The sequence below is a fragment of the Streptococcus pseudopneumoniae genome, from assembly GCF_001076775.1.
Taxonomy (GTDB): domain Bacteria; phylum Bacillota; class Bacilli; order Lactobacillales; family Streptococcaceae; genus Streptococcus; species Streptococcus pseudopneumoniae_G.
In genome coordinates, this window is record NZ_JVGV01000027.1 from 60,510 (window position 1) to 79,730 (window position 19,221).

The 19,221-nt window shown below is 40.6% G+C and carries 22 protein-coding genes and 3 pseudogenes; 7 read left to right on the forward strand and 18 right to left on the reverse strand.

The annotated features are described in order from the left end of the window. Positions 1-3 precede the first annotated feature (3 nt). From ADJ60_RS08250 to ADJ60_RS08275, 6 genes are all read right to left on the reverse strand, one after another. Complete coding sequence (locus ADJ60_RS08250) at positions 4-810, reverse strand: hypothetical protein (protein ID WP_049544538.1); 807 nt, start codon at positions 808-810, stop codon at positions 4-6. 770 nt (positions 811-1,580) lie between these two features. Beyond that, positions 1,581-1,808 (reverse strand): hypothetical protein, encoded by a 228-nt coding sequence (locus ADJ60_RS08255; RefSeq protein WP_000963920.1) that lies wholly within the window; start codon positions 1,806-1,808, stop codon positions 1,581-1,583. 38 nt (positions 1,809-1,846) lie between these two features. Beyond that, positions 1,847-2,089 (reverse strand): hypothetical protein, encoded by a 243-nt coding sequence (locus ADJ60_RS08260; protein ID WP_049544539.1) that lies wholly within the window; start codon positions 2,087-2,089, stop codon positions 1,847-1,849. A gap of 44 nt (positions 2,090-2,133) precedes the next feature. Beyond that, positions 2,134-2,403 carry a hypothetical protein gene (locus ADJ60_RS08265; RefSeq protein ID WP_020900513.1) on the reverse strand — a complete coding sequence of 90 codons (270 nt, stop codon included), beginning with the start codon at positions 2,401-2,403 and terminating at the stop codon, positions 2,134-2,136. Continuing rightward, positions 2,396-2,665 (reverse strand): hypothetical protein, encoded by a 270-nt coding sequence (locus tag ADJ60_RS08270; RefSeq protein WP_049544540.1) that lies wholly within the window; start codon positions 2,663-2,665, stop codon positions 2,396-2,398. Before ADJ60_RS08270 ends, ADJ60_RS08265 begins: the two co-directional genes overlap by 8 nt. A 10-nt stretch (positions 2,666-2,675) precedes the next feature. Next, positions 2,676-2,864: a hypothetical protein gene (locus ADJ60_RS08275; protein WP_080983373.1), complete on the reverse strand. Its 189-nt coding sequence runs from the start codon at positions 2,862-2,864 to the stop codon at positions 2,676-2,678. A gap of 393 nt (positions 2,865-3,257) precedes the next feature. Between ADJ60_RS08275 and ADJ60_RS11760 the strand changes: the two are divergent. From ADJ60_RS11760 to ADJ60_RS11205, 4 genes and pseudogenes are all read left to right on the forward strand, one after another. Then, a pseudogene (locus tag ADJ60_RS11760) lies at positions 3,258-3,443 on the forward strand (CPCC family cysteine-rich protein); the annotation flags it as partial. 215 nt (positions 3,444-3,658) lie between these two features. After that, the gene (locus ADJ60_RS08290; RefSeq protein WP_049544541.1) at positions 3,659-3,868 is read left to right on the forward strand and encodes a CPCC family cysteine-rich protein; all 210 of its coding nucleotides are present in this window, start codon (positions 3,659-3,661) and stop codon (positions 3,866-3,868) included. 30 nt (positions 3,869-3,898) lie between these two features. After that, positions 3,899-4,111, forward strand: a complete 213-nt coding sequence (locus tag ADJ60_RS08295; protein ID WP_049544542.1) for a hypothetical protein — start codon at positions 3,899-3,901, stop codon at positions 4,109-4,111. A 491-nt stretch (positions 4,112-4,602) separates the two neighbouring features. Further along, positions 4,603-4,860 (forward strand): annotated as a pseudogene (locus ADJ60_RS11205) (tyrosine-type recombinase/integrase); the annotation flags it as partial. Between the two features lie 95 nt (positions 4,861-4,955). On the opposite strand, the gene rpsD reads toward ADJ60_RS11205, so the two are convergent. From rpsD to ADJ60_RS08355, 11 genes are all read right to left on the reverse strand, one after another. Next, positions 4,956-5,567: a 30S ribosomal protein S4 gene (gene rpsD / locus ADJ60_RS08300; protein WP_000092756.1), complete on the reverse strand. Its 612-nt coding sequence runs from the start codon at positions 5,565-5,567 to the stop codon at positions 4,956-4,958. A gap of 194 nt (positions 5,568-5,761) precedes the next feature. Next, positions 5,762-6,814: a sensor histidine kinase gene (locus ADJ60_RS08305; protein ID WP_049544543.1), complete on the reverse strand. Its 1,053-nt coding sequence runs from the start codon at positions 6,812-6,814 to the stop codon at positions 5,762-5,764. Beyond that, positions 6,814-7,509, reverse strand: coding sequence for a response regulator transcription factor (locus ADJ60_RS08310; protein ID WP_049544544.1), 696 nt, complete (start codon positions 7,507-7,509; stop codon positions 6,814-6,816). Before ADJ60_RS08310 ends, ADJ60_RS08305 begins: the two co-directional genes overlap by 1 nt. A gap of 123 nt (positions 7,510-7,632) precedes the next feature. Then, a complete protein-coding gene (locus ADJ60_RS08315; RefSeq protein WP_049544545.1) occupies positions 7,633-9,897 on the reverse strand; it encodes an SSURE domain-containing protein in 2,265 nt (754 codons plus the stop codon). Between the two features lie 115 nt (positions 9,898-10,012). Further along, positions 10,013-11,029, reverse strand: a complete 1,017-nt coding sequence (locus ADJ60_RS08320) for a glycosyltransferase family 2 protein (RefSeq protein WP_049544546.1) — start codon at positions 11,027-11,029, stop codon at positions 10,013-10,015. Between the two features lie 155 nt (positions 11,030-11,184). Next, positions 11,185-11,850: a potassium channel family protein gene (locus ADJ60_RS08325; RefSeq protein ID WP_049544547.1), complete on the reverse strand. Its 666-nt coding sequence runs from the start codon at positions 11,848-11,850 to the stop codon at positions 11,185-11,187. A 13-nt stretch (positions 11,851-11,863) separates the two neighbouring features. Beyond that, on the reverse strand, positions 11,864-13,243 hold the full coding sequence (locus ADJ60_RS08330; RefSeq protein ID WP_049502305.1) for a TrkH family potassium uptake protein: 1,380 nt from the start codon (positions 13,241-13,243) through the stop codon (positions 11,864-11,866). A gap of 33 nt (positions 13,244-13,276) precedes the next feature. After that, positions 13,277-14,041 (reverse strand): nucleoside phosphorylase, encoded by a 765-nt coding sequence (locus ADJ60_RS08335; RefSeq protein WP_049544548.1) that lies wholly within the window; start codon positions 14,039-14,041, stop codon positions 13,277-13,279. A gap of 272 nt (positions 14,042-14,313) precedes the next feature. After that, complete coding sequence (locus tag ADJ60_RS08345) at positions 14,314-14,937, reverse strand: TetR/AcrR family transcriptional regulator (protein ID WP_000361928.1); 624 nt, start codon at positions 14,935-14,937, stop codon at positions 14,314-14,316. Between the two features lie 39 nt (positions 14,938-14,976). Continuing rightward, a complete protein-coding gene (locus ADJ60_RS08350) occupies positions 14,977-16,059 on the reverse strand; it encodes an ABC transporter permease (protein WP_049544549.1) in 1,083 nt (360 codons plus the stop codon). Between the two features lies 1 nt (position 16,060). Then, a complete protein-coding gene (locus ADJ60_RS08355) occupies positions 16,061-16,777 on the reverse strand; it encodes an ABC transporter ATP-binding protein (RefSeq protein WP_000734674.1) in 717 nt (238 codons plus the stop codon). Positions 16,778-17,004: 227 nt separating this feature from the next. On the opposite strand from ADJ60_RS08355, the pseudogene ADJ60_RS11910 reads away from it, so the two are divergent. From ADJ60_RS11910 to ADJ60_RS08365, 3 genes and pseudogenes are all read left to right on the forward strand, one after another. Next, positions 17,005-17,127 (forward strand): annotated as a pseudogene (locus ADJ60_RS11910) (low temperature requirement protein A); the annotation flags it as partial. A 70-nt stretch (positions 17,128-17,197) separates the two neighbouring features. After that, complete coding sequence (locus ADJ60_RS08360) at positions 17,198-17,395, forward strand: hypothetical protein (protein WP_001215751.1); 198 nt, start codon at positions 17,198-17,200, stop codon at positions 17,393-17,395. Further along, the gene (locus tag ADJ60_RS08365; protein ID WP_049544550.1) at positions 17,392-17,625 is read left to right on the forward strand and encodes a hypothetical protein; all 234 of its coding nucleotides are present in this window, start codon (positions 17,392-17,394) and stop codon (positions 17,623-17,625) included. Before ADJ60_RS08360 ends, ADJ60_RS08365 begins: the two co-directional genes overlap by 4 nt. A gap of 248 nt (positions 17,626-17,873) precedes the next feature. On the opposite strand, the gene ADJ60_RS08370 is transcribed toward ADJ60_RS08365, so the two are convergent. After that, positions 17,874-19,112, reverse strand: coding sequence for a carbohydrate-binding domain-containing protein (locus tag ADJ60_RS08370; RefSeq protein ID WP_049544551.1), 1,239 nt, complete (start codon positions 19,110-19,112; stop codon positions 17,874-17,876). Positions 19,113-19,221 lie beyond the last annotated feature (109 nt).

Here is a 19,221-nt window from a genome sequence, read left to right on the forward strand (position 1 = left end):
AACCTATTCTTTACGATCTTTTTCTAGGATACGCAAACTGATATCAAAATCACGCATATCTGTTTCATTGAGTTCTCTCAACACCTGGTCCAGCTCAAGATCAAATTGTTCGATAGCTGCTTTAGCTTGCTCTAAGCGTTCTTCTGCTCGATTATAGTTCTTCGGATTGGCCTTAATTTTTAAATAGCCTTCTAGAATCGTTTGGAATTTCTCCATCTTCAAACTATGAATGGCAGTCAATTCTTCCTTATCCCCCTCGGCAGAGGTGGCAATCTTGTCTAAAATTGCCTGATGGTCAATAGCAATATTGGCCAAGGTCTGGGATAATTCTGGAGCTAGTTCCTCTGGCTCTGCATTCTCAAGATCTACCTGACTTTCTCTATCCAAACGTTCTAGCTGAACATCGATGTTTGCCCTTACTGTACGAACCTTTTTGTCAATACGGTTGTAGACATCAGCATCGATATAGGACTTGAGACGATCCGCCTCCTGATGGATTTCCCGCAGTTCGATTAATACTTGATTAGCCAGACTCTTATAGGACTCTGAGCCTTTTTCTGCTAAAGTTCCCTCTAATTGCTGAATATCCTTGTCCGCCTGACGAATCCGAGCTTTTAAAAGCTCAATCCGATCATCGAGCGAACGATCCTGCAAAAGAGGATAGCGCCAACGTTTATAGAGGCGATAACCACCATAGCCTAGCAGTACACAAGCCGCAAGCGGAAGAGCATATTGAACCAAAAGGCCCAATAAGAACAAGAAGCCCCAAAAATAGAGACAGCCTTTCCAAAAACCATTACCCGATTTCATAAACATTCCTTATTTTCAATTTATAAATCTATTTTAGCACAAAAGAGCAAAATGAGGACGGAAATCCCCTAGAAAAGAGTTGATTTCTTTGCTGTAGAATGGAGGCTAGTAGCGTGTGTGCTAATTTCAGTGAAGCTGACTCAAGCCACAAACACACTCTGAGGAATATCAAAACAAAAGCTTGAAATATCGGAGGGGTTGTGTTAGAATTGGATTATAGTGATGATAATTGTCTAACAAGGCAACAAAAAGCCCCAACGTTCCCGCGTTGAGGTTTTTTTGGCTTATTGCCCCTTAAAGGTTATTTCTTGCGTGAGTTAAGCCATTTCTCAAACAAGGTTGTCAAAATATTGACTACTAAGGGTGCTAGAAAAATTGTGATGATAATTTCTAACATCGGCAACACCTCCCTTCATTAAATTGAGGGGGCCAAAATATTATATCATACCAGATTTATATCATCAACATCGCTTAATTCTTGGTATAGATAGACTTAGATACACAAATAATCTTACTAGCAAATATCTAAGTAAACCCATAAATCAACGTTTTAAGACAAAGCAAAAAGCCCCTAGATTCATAGCTAAGGGCTGATTTATTTGCAAGGATAGGCAGGACTGTCGGGGCTCCTGCATTTCTCGACCCACTATAAGTGGCGCGTTGGTGACAGATTCTCAACCTCTATCCTTCATATCTTCATTATAGCACTTTTTTCTCAACTTTCAATCTGTGCATCTGAATTTATTGTCTATCTTTTTCTCTAGTGTCCTTCAACCATATTGCACTTCCACCTCACTCATGATTTCCAGCAAAGTTTTCCCGTTAATCTGTAAAGAAATTAACTCATCAAAAGATGACACTTTAAATTTATTATCTCCAAGTACGACGACAATGTCATAAACAGAATTAGGAAAAATACCACATACTTGACCCTTATAATCAAAAGAAGCGTCCCAACCATTGTCATACAATGCTCGTAAATCATCAAATATCGCCATAATATATCTTGATTCTCCTATATAAGATATTCCACAACTTATCCAAAGTCATACGAAAACTTATCTGGCAATTCTTTTCCTAACTTAATACTTTTACTTAAAGTATCTTTTACAAACGAAGCGAATTGTCCTAGATCATCTCCAACATAGCTATATTCCAAAGTAGTTTTATCGATAGTTGCAATACCTTTACAACCTCCACTCACAATAGAACACTGCCTCTTAGAGGTTCCATCTTCTATTTTGTACATCGTAATAATTTGTTTATCAATCTTTATCATTTTCTATTTAGTGTAAAATAAGGTACTGGAATTATTCTTGACTCTCAAAAATATAATTGCAACAAGGTATCGAAATCGTCTTCGAAAACATTTTGACTATTCTGTTTTATTTGCTCAATGATTTTATCCTTTTTATCTCTGTCCAAAGGGAGTGTTTCAAACGCTTCTTCTTTTACTAAGAATTCACCATTTTCTCCCTGGAATTCTTTTGTAATTTTTCTAATATGACTCTCGAAATCGATAGATTGAAGTTCTTCGTCGTTGATGTTATCTTCAATCGCATCCAGCAATAAACTAATTGAAATTTTAATCATCTTTAGATACTTCCCTATGCGTAAATACAGCCACTTTATTCACCAAGTCGTCCTCTGTGTAGTCAATTGTAAAAGTATCTAAACTAAATGGAATTGAATGAATCATAGGGACACTGTGTACCCTATACTCTTTTTCCCCAATTCTTACAAAATGATTGATTTTCAAATCTGAAAAATCAGGATTTTCAACAGTAATAGAAACTAGACGATGCGCTATTTTATAAACATCAATTATCTTATTTTTCGTGTTTAACTTATCCATAATTATTATTTTAATACTTATGTTCTTGGTAATCAAAACCCATTTCAGATTTAATACTATCAAATAAATCTAAAATAGATTGTGGAGTGTCTTTCTTAAATGATACAGTAGGTTTATCCTGGTCTGGATAAACTTGGTCTACCCACTCATCAATTTGATTATAAAAAATCAATAACTCTTTGCTTGGTGGTATCATCATATCTAGAACGAAACCTCCTTTACTTTAACTTCATTATAAACTTTCCTATCCTAATATTCAATCCACAAGATACCATTACAATAGCTTTTTAGAAAATGGTAAGTATCCTTTACTGTCTCTTTAATTTTCATGATTTGATTTCTTATACTCAATGAAAATCAAAATGCAAACTAGGAAGCTAGCCGCAGGCTGTGCTTGAGTTCAGCAGGCAAGAAACTAGCACGGTCAAACGTCCTTTTTTTATTACCTAATAATACTATCATACCACATCTAGAAAACACACTAAATTATTAGTAATCCCCCTCGGTTTGCAGTATAATGATGGAAAGGCGGGTTGATACTCACGGTTCACCAAAAAGACTGGTTTGGCGAGTTTATGGAGGAGGGATTTATATGGATAGATCAAAAAAGACTTGGGTAATTGATGGATATTTATGGTTAAATTGCCCTGTTTGCGGAACTGAAGTTATGGACTATGATATCTGTGACGTCTGTCGTTGGCAAAATACAGGTATTATAAATATAGACGGTGGCCCGAATAAGATCACTCTCGCCGAAGCCAAAGAAGCTTACGCAAGGAGAAAAATCGTAAAAATTCGAGAATTTGATACAGTGTTGTTAAAAAACGGTCAAACGGCGACAATTGTCGAAAAGTTAAGTGAAGATACTTTTATTGCTGACATAGGAGATTCCCCGAAAGACTGGGATAGCATTACAATTACAATCAATGATATTGAAAAAGCAAGTGTATAGAAATAGCTAATATATTTGTATAGTGTTGGGAGTAACCTTAAATGAATAAGACTGGAAAAAAGAATTTAATCATCATTAACGGCAGCGAATATGTCCATTGTCCAGTATGTGGTACTGTTACAGCAGTGTATGATATCTGTGACGTTTGTCAGTGGCAAAATACAGGAGAAACTAATATAGATGGTGGTCCTAATGAAATGACACTTGCAGAAGCCAAAGAAGCTTATGTTAAAGGAATTCCAATAATATAACAGACTATAGTAGCATTAAAGGAGAGACTGTTGGAACTTATAGAATTTAATAACAAGGTTGTCAGAATCACCGATATTGATGGCCAAATATTTGAAGGCGTAGCTCTTTACGAAGACAAAGATGTCTATGATGAAGAACTTGATGGATTATCCGTTAATTCTGGAACCAGATGGATTAAACTCTTTGAAGATGAAATCAAGAAAGTTGAAATTACTGATAAAATTGACCAGTACCTCATATAACTGAAATAGCTTTAATCTATCTATAAATCGTCTTGCGAATATCTCACGTCCTACATCATACAATCACTTATCTTCAAGTCTAAGTCTAGTCTCTGAATTGCTTTATCAAAATTTTTAATGCTTTTTAGTTTCTTTTCTACTTGGTTAGTGGTCACGCTGGTATTCCTTATAGTATAATTAGTTTAAAGAGAAGTGAGGTAGAAATGATAGTGTCGCTACGCAACTTCATAGTATGAGATGACGGGACAGGCACACCGTCCACTACTCTTGAGCGCTTAGATTATTCTAGGTGCTTTTTTATTTTCTCTTGGTTCACTCTTACTTTAAGACTACTCTCATACCACTAAATAAGCAATTAAGAAGCGTTTTATCTCTCTTATCTCCTTGTCATTCTGAAAGCAACTAAGGCAAGTTGTTCCTTTTCTTATCTGCTAATCATTTTATAAACATCAAATTTAAAATGACAGACGTTTAAACTTCTCTGATTCCCTCAATACCCAAACAATAAAACACTAGCCACTCGTTTAAACACACGTTTCAAACATGCTGGTGTACCTAATATTGGTTTCCACGGTTTTAGACACACACACGCTAGTCTTTTGCTAAACTCTGGAATACCGTATAAAGAATTGCAACACCGTCTAGGTCATTCTACACTAGCTATGACTATGGACACTTACAGTCATCTCTCCAAAGAAAAAGAAAAAACAGCCGTCTCATTTTATGAGAAAGCTGTGAGTTCGTTATAAGTGATGACAAAAATGATGACAAACCCAGAAATCAACGTTTTAAGACAAAGCAAAAAGCCCACTGTTGTAGGCTTTCTGTAAGATATATCTTAAAATTAAAGCATTTTGTTGTAGAATTCAACGACAAGTGCTTCGTTGATTTCTGGGTTGATTTCGTCGCGTTCTGGCAAGCGAGTCAATGAACCTTCCAATTTTTCAGCGTCGAATGATACGAATGCTGGACGTCCAAGAGTAGCTTCTACTGCTTCAAGGATTGCTGGAACTTTCAATGATTTCTCACGAACTGAGATCACTTGACCTGGAGTTACGCGGTATGATGGGATATCAACGCGTTTTCCGTCAACAAGGATGTGACCGTGGTTTACGAATTGACGAGCTTGACGACGAGTAGTCGCAAGGCCAAGACGGTAAACAACGTTATCCAAACGACGTTCCAAAAGAAGCATGAAGTTGAAACCTAGGATTCCGCCTTTGATTTTTGTAGCTTGTACGAACAAGTTACGGAATTGTTTTTCACCTACACCGTAAGTGAAACGAAGTTTTTGTTTTTCAGCCAATTGCAAACCGTATTCTGACAATTTAGAACGGTTGTTTGGTCCGTGTTGTCCTGGTACGTAGTTACGACGTGCCAATTCTTTACCTGTACCTGTAAGTGAAAGGCCAAGGCGACGAGCTTGTTTCCAAGATGGTCCTGTATAACGTGACATGTGAATGTCCTCCTGATATAAATAATATTTCGGTGGAAATAGTCACTTAGAAAGCCCTGATTCGTGCAGATGCCCTTCGCCTAAACAGCCAAGGTTACTTATCATAAGACACCTGTTGACGAGCTTCATGCTTTCCTGCTGATATTTCGCACAAAATCCATTTTACCATGAATGGCTAGATTTGTAAAGGGGTTTTAAGCTTTATTTTCACTGCCAGAGAGGTTGAGAAGGAGGGTAAAGGTGCTTCCGAGGCCGTACTGGCTGGTAACTGTGATTTCTCCACCTAATTGATGGGCCAATTCACGCGCAATCGCAAGCCCTAAGCCATGACCACCTGTTTTCATGTTACGCGAAGTTTCGACACGATAAAGGCGTTTGAAAATATTCTCCAAATCCTCTGGGGCAATCCCCTGTCCCTCATCAGTCACACTGATTGAAAGCTGGTTATTTTCCAGCTTAGCCACCACTTCCAGCTTGGTTCCTGGAGCTGAGTATTTAAAAGCGTTATTGACCAGATTCACCAAGATACGAGAAAGTTTAGCATAATCTCCTTCAATCCGAGCAGACTCTGGGATTACCTGCAAGTGGACATCTCGCTCCTCCTGCTCAATCAAAAATTGAAATTCACTCATGCACTCAATCAAGAGCTGGTCCAGAAAAATGCTGTCTTTGCTGGTCGTTTCTACCTGATTTCTAACTGTGTTTAGAGTCAAAAAATTCAACTCCTCAACCAGTTTATTGAGTCTTTCAGTCTGGCGTCCAATGGTTGCTAGATAATGATCCTGTTCTCCTTCCTTGATAACCCCATCCAAAATCCCTTCTACCGTCGCTTGGATCGAAGTGATGGGGGTCTTGATATCATGCGAAAGTTGAGCAATCATCAAGCCCTTTTCTCGTTCGCTTTCTTCCAAGGAATCAAATGTCGCCTGCAAATCATGGGACATTTCATTGAAAGCTTGCCCTAATTGCTGAAATTCTACAGGGCCTTGAACCTCCAGATTTGAAGGGAAATCCTTGTCCGCTACTCGCTTGGCATGTTCCTTGAGTTTGCCCAATGAAGTGAAGACTGGCGATAGGAGAAAGAGACTAATCCCAGCACCGATAAAACTAGCCACGAGAGTCATACCCACTAGGAAATAAATCTCTCTTTCTTCAATTAGCATTCGCTGGATGGCCCAAAAAACCACGATAATCGTTAGGAGTGTTGAAATGACATACCCCACTAAAATATAACTTTTTAATTTCATTAACTACCTCGTGCTTTCTCAATTTTGTAGCCCAAGCCCCAAACAGTTTTGATGGTCGGCGTTTCTGCACTAGCATGTTTAGCCAACTCCTGTCGCAGAGCATGAATATGAACATTCAAGGTATTAGTGTCATCCACATAGTCTTCTTGCCAGACCTTTTCATAGAGGTCTGTCTTAGAAAAAACTCGCTCTGGATTGCTGGCTAAAAGCCATAGAAGTTCGAAAGATTTGACTGTCAAATCAAGCGCCACATCTCCGACTTGGACCTCATGACTACCGTGATTCATCCGTAAATCCCCGAGACTGACGACCTCTGTCTCACCTCCACGATGAAGGCGACGTAAGATATTGTGGACACGCAAAACCAGCTCACGTGGACTAAAGGGCTTGGCGATAAAGTCATCTGCCCCCAAGCTTAGGCCGTAAATCTTATCCTGCTCACTGGTCTTAGCCGTGATAAAGAGAAAAGGCTGATCTGGAGATTGATACTGGACCTCGCTAATCAAGTCATAACCATCCATCCGAGGCATCATGATATCTGTAATAATCAAATCAATCGGTTTTCGCTTGAAGATTTCTAAGGCCTCTACCCCATCATGGGCCACCAAAACCTGATATCCTGCCTGAACCAGATAACGTTGATGAATATCTGTGATTTCTACCTCGTCGTCAACGAGTAAAATTGTCTTTCCCATCTGTCTCTCCTTTGAAAAAAACAGTGCTATACCACAATAGTATAACACTATTTTTATCTCTTTACGAACATTCTAAACGATATCTGGATTTTTCAAATCCTAGATAGAAAGTCTGTAACTAGACTAGTCATTTTCCTCTTTTTTAGTTTTCAAACCGAGTCCACCTAGAAGTCCGGCCAAAGCTAATCCAAAGAATCCAAGAGTAGCCATTGATGTTTGGGCTTCACCAGTATATGGAAGCATGTCTTTTTGGTCTTTCATGTGATCAGCCATCATTGGACTTGACACCTTGTTAGTAGACGCCATCTTGCCTTCCTCAGACATTTTGCTTGAGGTTACCGCGACTTGGTCTTGCTTCATACTTGGAGTTGCCATTGACTGACTAGCATTCATAGTTTTGTCCTGCTCTTTGTTAGGCATCATCTTATCCTGGCTAGCAGCTGGCATTTTAGATTTCATCTCATCTTGATTGGCACTAGGCATTTGATCTTTCATATTAGACGCATCTTGATGACTATTCATCATTGGAGCCGGCATAGCTGAACCATTAGAAGAAGGGACGAAACCTGACTGCATCGGAACAAGAGACTGATGTCCGTTCAAGTTTACTGTCAAATCTTTTGTCGCTACAAGGTTAGTCAAATCGACCTTGCCGTCTTTGGCACCGTAAACTTTGATGGTAGCTTTATAGCTTTGAGTACCATTTTGTTTCAAAAGGTCAAAAAGCTCTTTATCTGATTTGCCTTGGGTACCTGCCAAGTCTACTTCATAGAAGTAAAGGCCTTTGCCCAATTTTTCTACTGGTGGAAGAGCTGGGTTTTTAGCTGAACCATTGTCTGACCATGGAGCCTTGTCTGATGCTTTCAAGATAAGGCGTGTTAACATACCGTCACCAGCAAAGAATTCGTATGGAATAACTTGGTTAACACCAGCTGTGAATGGCCCTGGAAAGTTGGCTTTATCAAGGTAGCTAGCCGGAACATCCACTGTATCTTTAGTATTATCAGCCACGCCTTTTTGCACTTCAGCTGGGGTAGTCAAGCCGTTCAAGTTGACATCCAAATCCTTAGTCGCTACAAGGTTGCTCAAATCGGCCTTGCCGTCTTTAGCGCCGTAAACCTTGATAGTAGCTTTATAGCTTTGAGTGCCGTTTTGTTTCAAGAGGTCAAGAAGTTCTTTGTCTGATTTACCTTGGGTGCCTGCCAAATCTACTTCATAGAAGTAGAGACCTTTGCCCAATTTCTCTACTGGTGGAAGGGCTGGATTTTTAGCTGAACCGTTGTCTGACCATGGAGCCTTGTCTGAAGCCTTCAAGATAAGACGAGTTAACATACCATCACCAGCGAAGAATTCGTAAGGAATAACTTGGTTGACACCGGCTGTGAACGGTCCAGGGAAGTTAGCTTTATCCAAGTAAGAAGCCGGAACATCTACTGTGTCTTTAGTATTATCGGCTACACCTTTTTGCACTTCAGCTGGAGTAGTTAAGCCGTTCAAGTTGACATCCAATTCTTTTGTTGCTACGAGATTGCTCAAATCGGCCTTGCCATCTTTAGCACCGTAAACCTTGATAGTTGCCTTATAACTTTGAGTGCCGTTTTGTTTTAAGAGGTCTAGAAGCTCTTTATCAGATTTACCTTGAGTTCCTGCCAAATCTACTTCATAGAAGTAAAGACCTTTGCCTAAGTTTTCTACTGGTGGAAGGGCGGGATTTTTAGCTGAACCATTGTCTGACCATGGGGCCTTGTCTGAATCCTTCAAGATAAGACGAGTCAACATACCGTCACCGGCGAAGAACTCGTAAGGAATGACTTGGTTAACACCAGCTGTGAATGGACCTGGGAAATTAGCTTTATCCAAGTAAGTTGCTGGAACGTCCACTGTGTCTTTAGTATTATCAGCTACGCCTTTTTGGACTTCAGCTGGGGTAGTTGCTGGCTGCGCTTCATTTGCTTCACGGTCTTGTCCAGAAACTGTAGGCGCAGGATTTGTCGCAGGTTTAACCGCATCTTCTGTTTGTTTCTTAGATTCTGGTTTTGCTTGTACTTCTTCTTTGGGTGCTACTACTGGCTCTTTAGCACCTGCATCTGCTTTTTCTGGAGAGCTTGTAGCATCCAAGCTTGCTTTAGGTGTTGAGTCTACCTGTTCTGAAGGAAGAGCTGTATCGACTGCTTCTTTGAGAAGTTCTGCTGGTAAGTCGCTCTTTTCACTCACCGAAGTCGCGTCTGGTACAACTTGAGCAGGGGTCGGATTGACCACATCGGCACGTACAGAACTTGGTTGACCAACTAGGACAAAAAAGCCACTGGCTACAACAACTGAGGCAACACCGACACTGAGACGGCGAATAGACCAACGAGTATATCTTTGATTTGGATTGAATTTCATAGGATTCTCCTTAGAGTTTTTCTTTATTTGATGACTCTAGTATAATCTCCTAAAATTAAAAAGGATTAAGAAAAAGTTAAAATTTTTCTTAAATCCCTCTTATAAAATACTTATATTAATTAAATCCATAAACAGATTTGGTGATTTGATAGACGACATTGGAAAGTTTGCGAGCTGGCAAGACAGAATGTTTGGTCAAACGGCTCAACATGGTCTTCCGGATAGCCTGAAAAACCTCTGGATTTTCCTTCTGAATATAGGTCCACAGCTCCCGTTTTTTGGCAAGATGCTCTGCTGTGCCTGCTCGGTTGAGCAAGGCACTAGAAATCACCGTCGTAATCTCAATATGATTCAGCAGATATTCTCGCATTTTTGGATGACTCACTTGGGACAAATCAAGCTGGTCTACCAAGAGTCGATTGACCTTGAGTTGCTGATCAATGCGCTTAATCATCACTTGCTCATTGACAGACTGGTCCTCACGCCCAATCAAATAACGATAGAAATCGACAGGCAGATAGTACATGGTCTTAACCTGCTGAAGGGGGGTAAAGACAAAGAGATTATCGACATAAAAAGTATGCTCAGGCAATTGGAACTGGCTCGCTCGCAACAAATCTGTCCGGTAAATCAGCGAGTGCATCATGATATACTGGCCTTTGGAGAAATTTCCGACCTGGTCCCAGCCAAAAATCTGTTGAACAGGCAAGACTGACTCGTAACTCATACTCTTCTTACGAGACTGACCTTCCTTTTCATATACAAAATTAGTCACAAAGGCATCAACCTCCTGCCCCTCACTCTCTAGTTCCTGCAAGGTTTCAAGAATTTTTAAGTAGGCACGAGGATCCACCCAGTCATCACTATCCACTACTTTAAAATAGCGTCCAGAAGCCTCTGCCAAGCCACGATTGACAGCACCGCCATGGCCCTTATTCTCCTGATAGATGGCTCTAACGATGTTAGGATACTTGCTGGCTAAACGCTCAGCGATTTCCTGAGTCTGGTCCTGAGACCCATCATTGATAATCAAAATCTCAACTTGCTCACCACCAATCACTAGCGACTCCACACAGTAATGAAGATAGGCTGCGGCATTATAGCTAGGAATGGCGATAGACAATAACTTCATAATCTACTCCTTTAGGGGACTGATTTTTTCTTTCTCTCTTGTCACTTCTTTCTATTCTACCATAAAGTCCAGCTTCTGAAGGACTTTTACTAGAATACAAGGGTTGCTATCTCTATTTGCTATTTTGAGCATCAAAAAAGAGGGGATTCCCCTCCTTACGAATTTAATTCTACCAAGTCATCTAGATACTGGTTATTTATTACTGCCAAGATATAGGCATCTGCCCTCAAGAGATCATTAGGGCCAAACTGGACATCCAAGGGTGAATTTTCTTGTTCACGAAATCCTAGGACATTGAGGTTGTATTTGCCACGTAGATCTAGCTGGCTCAGGCTTTGACCTGCCCAGACACTCGGAATTTTCATCTCCACGATAGACACATTTTTATCCAGCTGAAAGACATCAACATTGTTATGAAAGAGAATGGTCTGCGCTAGAGACTGCCCCATTTCATACTCAGGTGAAATCACCGAGTCAGCACCGATTTTTTCTAGCACCTTCTTAGCTGTCTGGCTTTTGACCTTGGCAATAACCCTTGGTACCCCTAGACTCTTACAATGCATAACTGCAAGCACACTCGATTCCAGATTTTCCCCTGTTGCCACTACAACCGTATCACAGGTATCAATTCCTGCAGTTCTGAGGAGTTCCTCGTCTGTAATATCGCCCACAACTCCACGCGCCAAAACTGGCTCAAATTGATTGATACGCTCGGCGTGGTCGTCAATAGCAATGATATTCATATCTTGCTTGGCAAGGGCCATCAGGACACTACTCCCGAAAATCCCCAAGCCTAAAATTCCAATCGTACGATCTGACATCATTCTTCCTTTCTTATCCAATACTAATATCTGCTTTCATATACTGAATCAAATCTTTCTTATCAGGCTGGTAATCCGCTAGACTAACCAGCAAGGTCAAGGGACCGATACGGCCAATAAACATGAGCACCATGACAATGCTGAGAGCTAGCTTGCCCAATTCTGGTGTCAGATTTGCCGTTACCCCAACTGTCGCAAGAGCTGAAATGGTCTCAAACATAAGGTAGATAAATCGCGGTGTTCCTTCTGCCGTAATTCCCAACAACACCAAGCCCAACAAGAAGGTCATCAAAAAGATAATGAAGACACTAAAGGATTTTTGAACTGTTCGAGCCTCAATAGTTCTCTGCGCAACATTGGCATGAGGTAAACCCAGCAATTCACTACGCGCAAAGACCAACAAGACAAAGAAAGTCGTAATCTTGAGTCCCCCAGCCGTCCCTCCAGGCGCTCCACCCAGAAACATCTGTAGGATATAGATAAACAAGGTCACAGGCCGAGCTTGAGTGTAATCAATAGAAGCAAAGCCAGCTGTTCTCATGCTGACGGTTTGGAAAAAGCTAACCAGCACTTTCTCTGGAACACTGAGATTGCCAATTGTTCCTGGATTGTGCCACTCCGTAAAGAGTGTGGATACTGTCCCAAACAGCAAGATCCCTGCAGTCAAGAAGAGAACCAGCTTAGTGTGGAAACGCAGACGGCGTTTTTTCTTCTTGTCAAACTGGGTTGCCAAGTCAAACCAGACCATAAAGCCAAGACCACCCGTGATAATCAAGCCAGCAATGACCAGATTGATCAAGGGATCCGTCTGAAAAGCCACTAAACTGCTACTGCCGAAATTATCAAAACCAGCATTACAAAAGGCTGAAATGGCTAAAAAGATAGAGGTAAAAATGCCTCGTCCCCAGCCGAACTCAGGAATAAAACGGAAACTTAGTAGAAAGGCACCCAAGCCCTCCACTAGAAAAGTCGTCAAAAAGATAGATCGCATAAAGGCCTTCAGCGACCGAGTCTCCCCGTAACTAAAGCTTTCCTGAATAGTTTCACGACTGCGAAGACTGAGCTTTTGCTTCCCCTGAATATAAAAGACCCCGATAAAAGTCATGAGCCCCAGACCACCAATCTGTATCAAGAGCATACAAATCAACTGCCCCCAGACATTATAGGTAGTAGCTACCGGTTGCGTAGAAAGGCCGGTTACACAGACCATAGACACCGTCGTAAAAAGATGGTCAAAATAAGTGGCCTGCGAACCACTCGCTTGGACAAAAGGCAAACTCAAAAGGAGAGAGCCTATAAAAATAACTCCAGCGAAACTTAAAAAGATGCGACGAGCTGGCGAAAGTCCGCCCAAGGCTCTCTCAATTTTTTTCACAAATAATTTGAATAACATACATCCATTGTACCATAAAAAGAAGAAGAGTAGCTAGATCTGAAAGGCTATCTCAAGGCAGAGTTCCAAGGCCTTCTCGAAAGCTTCTGAACCCCAGTCACGACTATCGTACTGGTCCAAGTCTGCTAAGGAATCAGCTGTAAACAACAACTCTCCCCAGAGAACCCCACGCAGTTGGGCTACTGCTGCAAGCGCAGAACACTCCATCTCCACAACAGCACAGCCTTCTTCCTTGCGATAAGCCACCTTTTCAGCCGTTTCTCGGTAAAAACCGTCTGTCGTCCAGGTCATGACTTCTTCATAGGGAATCCCTTTGGCTTCCAACACTCGCTCAATAGCAGCAGTAGCCTCTGGCTGAATTTCCATATAGCGAGAAGGTGCCACATAGTGATAGCTAGCACCTTCGTCTCGTAAAGCCCGAACAGGGACTAGAAAGGCATTCTCCTCTATATCAGCTAGCACACCACAGGTTCCAGTGGAAATTATCTGCTCCACACCATAGCTAATCAACCAATCCATAAACTGGGCCGCTGGGGCAGAACCCACAGGAGCCTGAGCCAGACAAATTTCCTCGCCCTTATAGTTCACAACATAGACTGGATAGGTCTTGGTGGCAGAAACGAATTCGCCCACACAGTCCGCCCCTACTTCCCTCGCATAACGGTCAATCTCCTCACCTAAAAAAGCATAGACACACTTCTTGGGCAACTGCAAATTCAACCCCTCGTGATTAGGCATGATGACCGCCTGAGGATTGTCGTCAAACTCTAAAATGGGAATCACATGTTTCTGAATCATAACCCACCTCCTCTGATTTTGTACTATTGTATCAAAAGCTGGCAGAGTGTCAAGGAATTCTCTTTAGCAATCCAGAAATCTCCTCTTCCATACACTTGAGAAATCGTTGCACCGCTGGAGAAGTCGGTTTCTGTTTTGGCAAAGCGATTGAGGACTTATGAAGAATACAAAATCCAACAACAAAAAAGACATGAATCTGAAATAAGCAGAACATGTCTTTTTTAGCTTGTTTGAAAGTCAAGTAAATAAATCTTAGCTCTTCTAGAACTCCCTTATTTCCACAAACCACCTAAAATCTGTTTTTCTAATAAGTCTAGGTCCTCTTCCTTTATTTCTCCGTTGTCGCTAACGATATAAAGTTGAGCGAAGTAAGCTAACAATGGACCAACACAAATACGAACCATTTGAGGAATCGTTAACTCTGGATTTACACGTGGATCTGCTAGCAATTCTTTATGAAGCACTCGAAGTTTATCTTGAATAGCATTCCAGATAAAAATCTGTTCATTTTTTAGTTTCTTATTTGAAAAACTCTCCTGCAGAATGATTTTCATCAAAGCACGATTTTTTTTGAGATAGCTCATACGATCGTGGACGAGATAACGAACCCTCTCTTCTGTCGTTTCAAAAGCTAAGAGTTCCTCAACAAAACTACCGAAAATGCCTGGGACTACAGGATGTAAAATAGCCGTCAGTAGATCATCCTTCGTCTTAAAATACTTAAACAAAGTTGCCTGGCTTAGTCCAGCACGCTCAGCTATGTGAAGAGTTGAGGTCCCATGGTAACTCCTAGTTGATATGAGATCCACTGCTGCCTGCATGATTTTTTTCTTTCCTTGAGGGTAATTCGCTTCTTCTAAGTAATCTTCAAACGATTCAAAAACAGTCTTATCCATCTAATCTTCACACCTTTTTAGCATTATTTATGTTGATTTCTAAACTTTACGATAACGACGCAATCCAACAATATTGAGAATTGTTAAAATGATCAAGAAAATCATTAAAACACCAAGATTTGGCAAAATATCACCAAGATTGTGTCCGTAAAGAATAATCTGGCTTATTGCATCACCAGAATAGGTTAATGGCAAAAATTTCCCCACAGTTGGAGCCCATGCTCCCATGGATGACAATGGAATAATCCCTGAGAAAAAGAGTTGAGGCATAATCACGAGAGGAATAAATTGCATCATTTGGAATTCTGATTTTGCTAGAGTAGACAAGAGAATTCCAAAAGCTAGTGCTACAAGAGCCAGTACCACATTAACTATTATAACATTTAAAATATTTCCTACAACTTCTACATCTAGTAGCCAAATTGCTGCTAAGACGACAACTGCCGTTTGAAAAATCGCAATAATACCGTAAGACAACATATAGCTATAGACAATTTCAGAACGTTTCACTGGGGTTGCTAACAAGCGATCCAAGGTTCCACTTGTGCGCTCTTTCAAAAGTGCCATACCAGAAATCAAAAAGACAAAGAAGAAGACCACAAAGCCAATTAAAATTGGAATCATACGTGCAAAGAATCCAGTATTTTTATCTCCATATTGGTAAGATTCTTTGATTTCAGGCGCCTTTGCATCTAATTTCAATTGTGGAAGAGCTTGTTTGATACGAGATAGTAACTGATCGGTGCCTTCACTGGCGATACTTGTTCGTAACACTTGTCGTATCATAGATGTCTTGGAGGCATCTGTATTTGCGTAGTCGACCTGATACTCACCGTCTTTATAAGAAATCACAGCATCGACTTTTTCATTTGCTAGCGCTTCTTTGGCCTGATCTAAGTCTTGATAAGTCTCGATGTCCACATGATCAAGCTCATCCATTTTCGTTATCAAACCAGTTGATAGATCTTGTGTCGCTAACTTGACATTCACGGTTGTACTAGCTGAAAACATGAGGTTCATCAGCCACATAATAAATACCGGCGCTACAAACATCATAGCCAAGGTTCGTTTGTCACGAAGCAATTCTTTGATAACTTTTTTAGCAATAGCAATGGTTCTCATCTTACTCTCCTTCTGCTTTCAAAAATACTTCTTCAATACTTGAAACTTGATAACTTTCTTTTAAGTGTTGCGGTGTATCAAAAGCAATGATTTTTCCACCTAATAATAAGCCGACCTTATCCGTTAACTCTGCTTCATCCATAACATGGGTAGTAACTAATATCCCAACCCCATTGTCTCTAAGCGCGAATAATTCTTTCCAGATTTTCTTCCGAAGAGAAGGGTCGATTCCAACTGTCGGTTCGTCCAAAATCAAGAGCTGAGGATTCCCCAGAAGCGCGATGGCTAAAGACAAGCGTCGCTTCATTCCTCCAGAATAACCGGATACCGTTTTATTCAAATGCTCTGTCAGATCCACAACTTGAGCCACATGGGCAATTTCAGCTGTCAGATCTCTTTTGGATAGCCCTTTTAGCTGACCAAAAAATTCCAGATTTTCTTGACCTGACAAAGCCTCATATAAGGCATCTGACTGGGCCATATAACCAATATCTCCTAAAATATGACGATTGGGCATAGTATGATCCAATACCAAAGCAACCCCTCCGTCAGCTTTTTCCATCCCTAACATAGTCTTAATCATAGTCGATTTACCAGCACCAGACGGACCTATTAAGCCTATAATTTCTCCCGGCTGCAATTCAAAGCTGACATGATTCAAAACCATTTGACGACAAAAAGACTTATCCAAATCTTGTAAATGTAGCAATTTTTTCATATGCTTCCTCCTAGGTGAGTGGTTACTCACTTACTGAATATAGACCTATTATAGTGAGTGGTTACTCACTTGTCAAGAAAAAAGTTGAAATTCTTTAAAAAATAAAGCACCAGATTTGTATCTGATGTTTATAATGCACATGTCTTATTTCTAAAAATGTTTTTGAACTTCCTCTCTATACTCCGAAATGGTCTTTTCTATCCACTTTTTAAAGGCCTATTTCCCCTCTACTTTTCTCGGCTAATCCAACCATCGTCATTGCTATCGCAACTCTAATGACCTTGGTAATGGGAATTCATTTTACTCATTTTTATATGAAACAGACTAAGAAATTTTCAAGACCTAATTGAAACCAAATTAGCCCTTGGAAGTCAAAAAATCCTCGAACTCTACGCTGACCGTCTAGCAGAATCAGACCAAATGCGGCATGGCATTTCTAAGAATTCGGTTAAGGGACGTAACCTACAAGCTGCTTACGTGGATGGATTTACTTTGAGAGATTTCTTCGCCTTCAACCAAGGACTAAATAAAATGGGTGACCAAGCACTTCCTTTTAAAATTCACCCTGAACATTTTGTATTTGCTGGAGTTCACGGTGGACAGGAAGTGAGGAGTTGATTGGAGAGTACGGTCAACCAACTTATCAAAAAATCTTTATCAGTCTAGATGCTGAAAAAACAGGCGTTCCGGATGCCGATACAAAAATTTCTATGGCAGGTGATACTGCTACTCTCATGTCCGATACAAGCCTTGATATCAAGATGTATGGTATGCATCAGTTCAAGATGAAAAAAGGTGGACTCCGCATCAAATTAGGCGTCTTTTCCCCAGAAGCAACCCCAAGCTAGATGGAACTCGGTCACCAAGAACACCTAGCAGTTGAATTTTTCAATTCCCTCACAATCGCCTACCAAAACAAAACATTTAAGGGAAAACTACTCAATATCTTCTTAAAATTCAAGAAATTTAAGTAAACAAAAACGGATGACTGAACAATTTAGCCTTTGAAAGCTACGATTATAAAATCCCTCGTAACATATCAATTTATCACCCATATAAAAAGATAGCCATTCTAATTGAATGCTATCTTTTTTATTTATCCTCGTCCACCAGGAGCTGGTCCGCCACCCTGAGGACCTCCATTTGGTCCACCGCCTCCAGGCATAGAGTTGACAATATCAGTTTGTTTTTCGCCGTTGAGATAGATGTCACCACCTGTATAGGTCGCTGTTCCATCAAAATCAAAGCCTGTTTGACCAGTCATTTTAATAGTTCCGCCTGTGACCGTGATATTTCCGTTTGAGTCGATTGAGTCTGTGTCCCCTTGACCAACTTCTACAGTTAGATTACCACCTGTCATGGTAAAGTAAATATCACTTTGCTGGGCATTTTTATTAGCTGCATTCACCCCATCATCTGTCGAGTAGACATTGATATCGCCACCATTAATCGTAATGCCTTTTCCTTCAATTCCTTCAGTCGAATTCTTGACTGTGTAAGTACCGCTATCAATCACTAGGTTGCCAGAAGCGTGAATGCCGTCATCCCCTGCTGTGACTGTTATGGTATTGTTAGCTAAATACATATTTCCAACAGTCATATCGTCATCATTATCAACTTTAACGCCATCTTCCTTAGCATCGATGGTCATGGTTGTACCAGTGATGTTGAGTTCATCATTGACATTAAAGGCATCGCCAACTGATGTGATGTTAAAGGTACCACCCGTGATGTGAAGCCTATCATTTGCCTTGATAGCATTGCTTTTCTTTCCATCTACAGTGAGAGTTCCTGAGCCATTGATGGTCAAATCAACCTTAGAAAAGAGAGCGGCATTTGCCTTTTCATCACTGTTAGAGCTTGAGTCAGAGAGACTGTTGGTGGTTCCCTCTGACAGAGTCAAATAGACATGACCGGCTGATGTCGCAGAAATCGCTGCATTGGTATTAGTCATGGTCGCGCCTTTTAGGACAAGTTTCACATCATCAGACTTATCAGCTGCGATTTTAATTTGCACTCCGTCAGACTGACCAGAGATGACATAGGTACCTGCTTTTGAGATAGTCACTGTTGAGCCAGAAACTGTCACCCCGTCTCCAGAGATACTTGCGGATGAGCCTGACAATTCAATCTTAGAAGCAGTGCTTTCATCATAAGAAGTGTCGTAGTCCTTTTCTGTAAAGTAAGAAGATTGACTGTTTTTAGCTGAAGTTGTGATAGCAGTGGTATCTGCCGCTGCAGTTGTACTTGACTTGGTCGTTGACTGCCCACAAGCTGTCATCAAGGTCAAAACTGTTAAACTGGTTAAGATTAGGGTCAATTTTTTTGATTTCATACTTTTTCCTCGCCTTCCTTTAGCTTGACCTTAGTTTACAGGGTAAGTCTGAAAAAAATCTAAACTTTTTCTGAAAGTTTTCTTAAGTTCAGTTTCAGTTAAGTTATCT

Coding starts and splice junctions, on each gene's coding strand:
- ADJ60_RS08290 (WP_049544541.1), top strand. CDS start 3,659: ATGAATAAGACTGGAAAAAAGAATTTAATCATCATTAACGGCAGCGAA.
- ADJ60_RS08310 (WP_049544544.1), bottom strand. CDS start 7,509: ATGGGAAAGACAATTTTACTCGTTGACGACGAGGTAGAAATCACAGAT.
- ADJ60_RS08355 (WP_000734674.1), bottom strand. CDS start 16,777: ATGAAAAAATTGCTACATTTACAAGATTTGGATAAGTCTTTTTGTCGT.
- ADJ60_RS08270 (WP_049544540.1), bottom strand. CDS start 2,665: ATGGATAAGTTAAACACGAAAAATAAGATAATTGATGTTTATAAAATA.
- ADJ60_RS08325 (WP_049544547.1), bottom strand. CDS start 11,850: ATGTCAGATCGTACGATTGGAATTTTAGGCTTGGGGATTTTCGGGAGT.
- ADJ60_RS08265 (WP_020900513.1), bottom strand. CDS start 2,403: ATGATTAAAATTTCAATTAGTTTATTGCTGGATGCGATTGAAGATAAC.
- ADJ60_RS08330 (WP_049502305.1), bottom strand. CDS start 13,243: ATGTTATTCAAATTATTTGTGAAAAAAATTGAGAGAGCCTTGGGCGGA.
- ADJ60_RS08320 (WP_049544546.1), bottom strand. CDS start 11,029: ATGAAGTTATTGTCTATCGCCATTCCTAGCTATAATGCCGCAGCCTAT.
- ADJ60_RS08350 (WP_049544549.1), bottom strand. CDS start 16,059: ATGAGAACCATTGCTATTGCTAAAAAAGTTATCAAAGAATTGCTTCGT.
- ADJ60_RS08370 (WP_049544551.1), bottom strand. CDS start 19,112: ATGAAATCAAAAAAATTGACCCTAATCTTAACCAGTTTAACAGTTTTG.
- ADJ60_RS08360 (WP_001215751.1), top strand. CDS start 17,198: ATGCGGCATGGCATTTCTAAGAATTCGGTTAAGGGACGTAACCTACAA.
- ADJ60_RS08260 (WP_049544539.1), bottom strand. CDS start 2,089: ATGATAAAGATTGATAAACAAATTATTACGATGTACAAAATAGAAGAT.
- ADJ60_RS08345 (WP_000361928.1), bottom strand. CDS start 14,937: ATGGATAAGACTGTTTTTGAATCGTTTGAAGATTACTTAGAAGAAGCG.
- ADJ60_RS08255 (WP_000963920.1), bottom strand. CDS start 1,808: ATGGCGATATTTGATGATTTACGAGCATTGTATGACAATGGTTGGGAC.
- ADJ60_RS08275 (WP_080983373.1), bottom strand. CDS start 2,864: ATGATGATACCACCAAGCAAAGAGTTATTGATTTTTTATAATCAAATT.
- ADJ60_RS08250 (WP_049544538.1), bottom strand. CDS start 810: ATGAAATCGGGTAATGGTTTTTGGAAAGGCTGTCTCTATTTTTGGGGC.
- ADJ60_RS08335 (WP_049544548.1), bottom strand. CDS start 14,041: ATGATTCAGAAACATGTGATTCCCATTTTAGAGTTTGACGACAATCCT.
- ADJ60_RS08305 (WP_049544543.1), bottom strand. CDS start 6,814: ATGAAATTAAAAAGTTATATTTTAGTGGGGTATGTCATTTCAACACTC.
- ADJ60_RS08315 (WP_049544545.1), bottom strand. CDS start 9,897: ATGAAATTCAATCCAAATCAAAGATATACTCGTTGGTCTATTCGCCGT.
- rpsD (WP_000092756.1), bottom strand. CDS start 5,567: ATGTCACGTTATACAGGACCATCTTGGAAACAAGCTCGTCGCCTTGGC.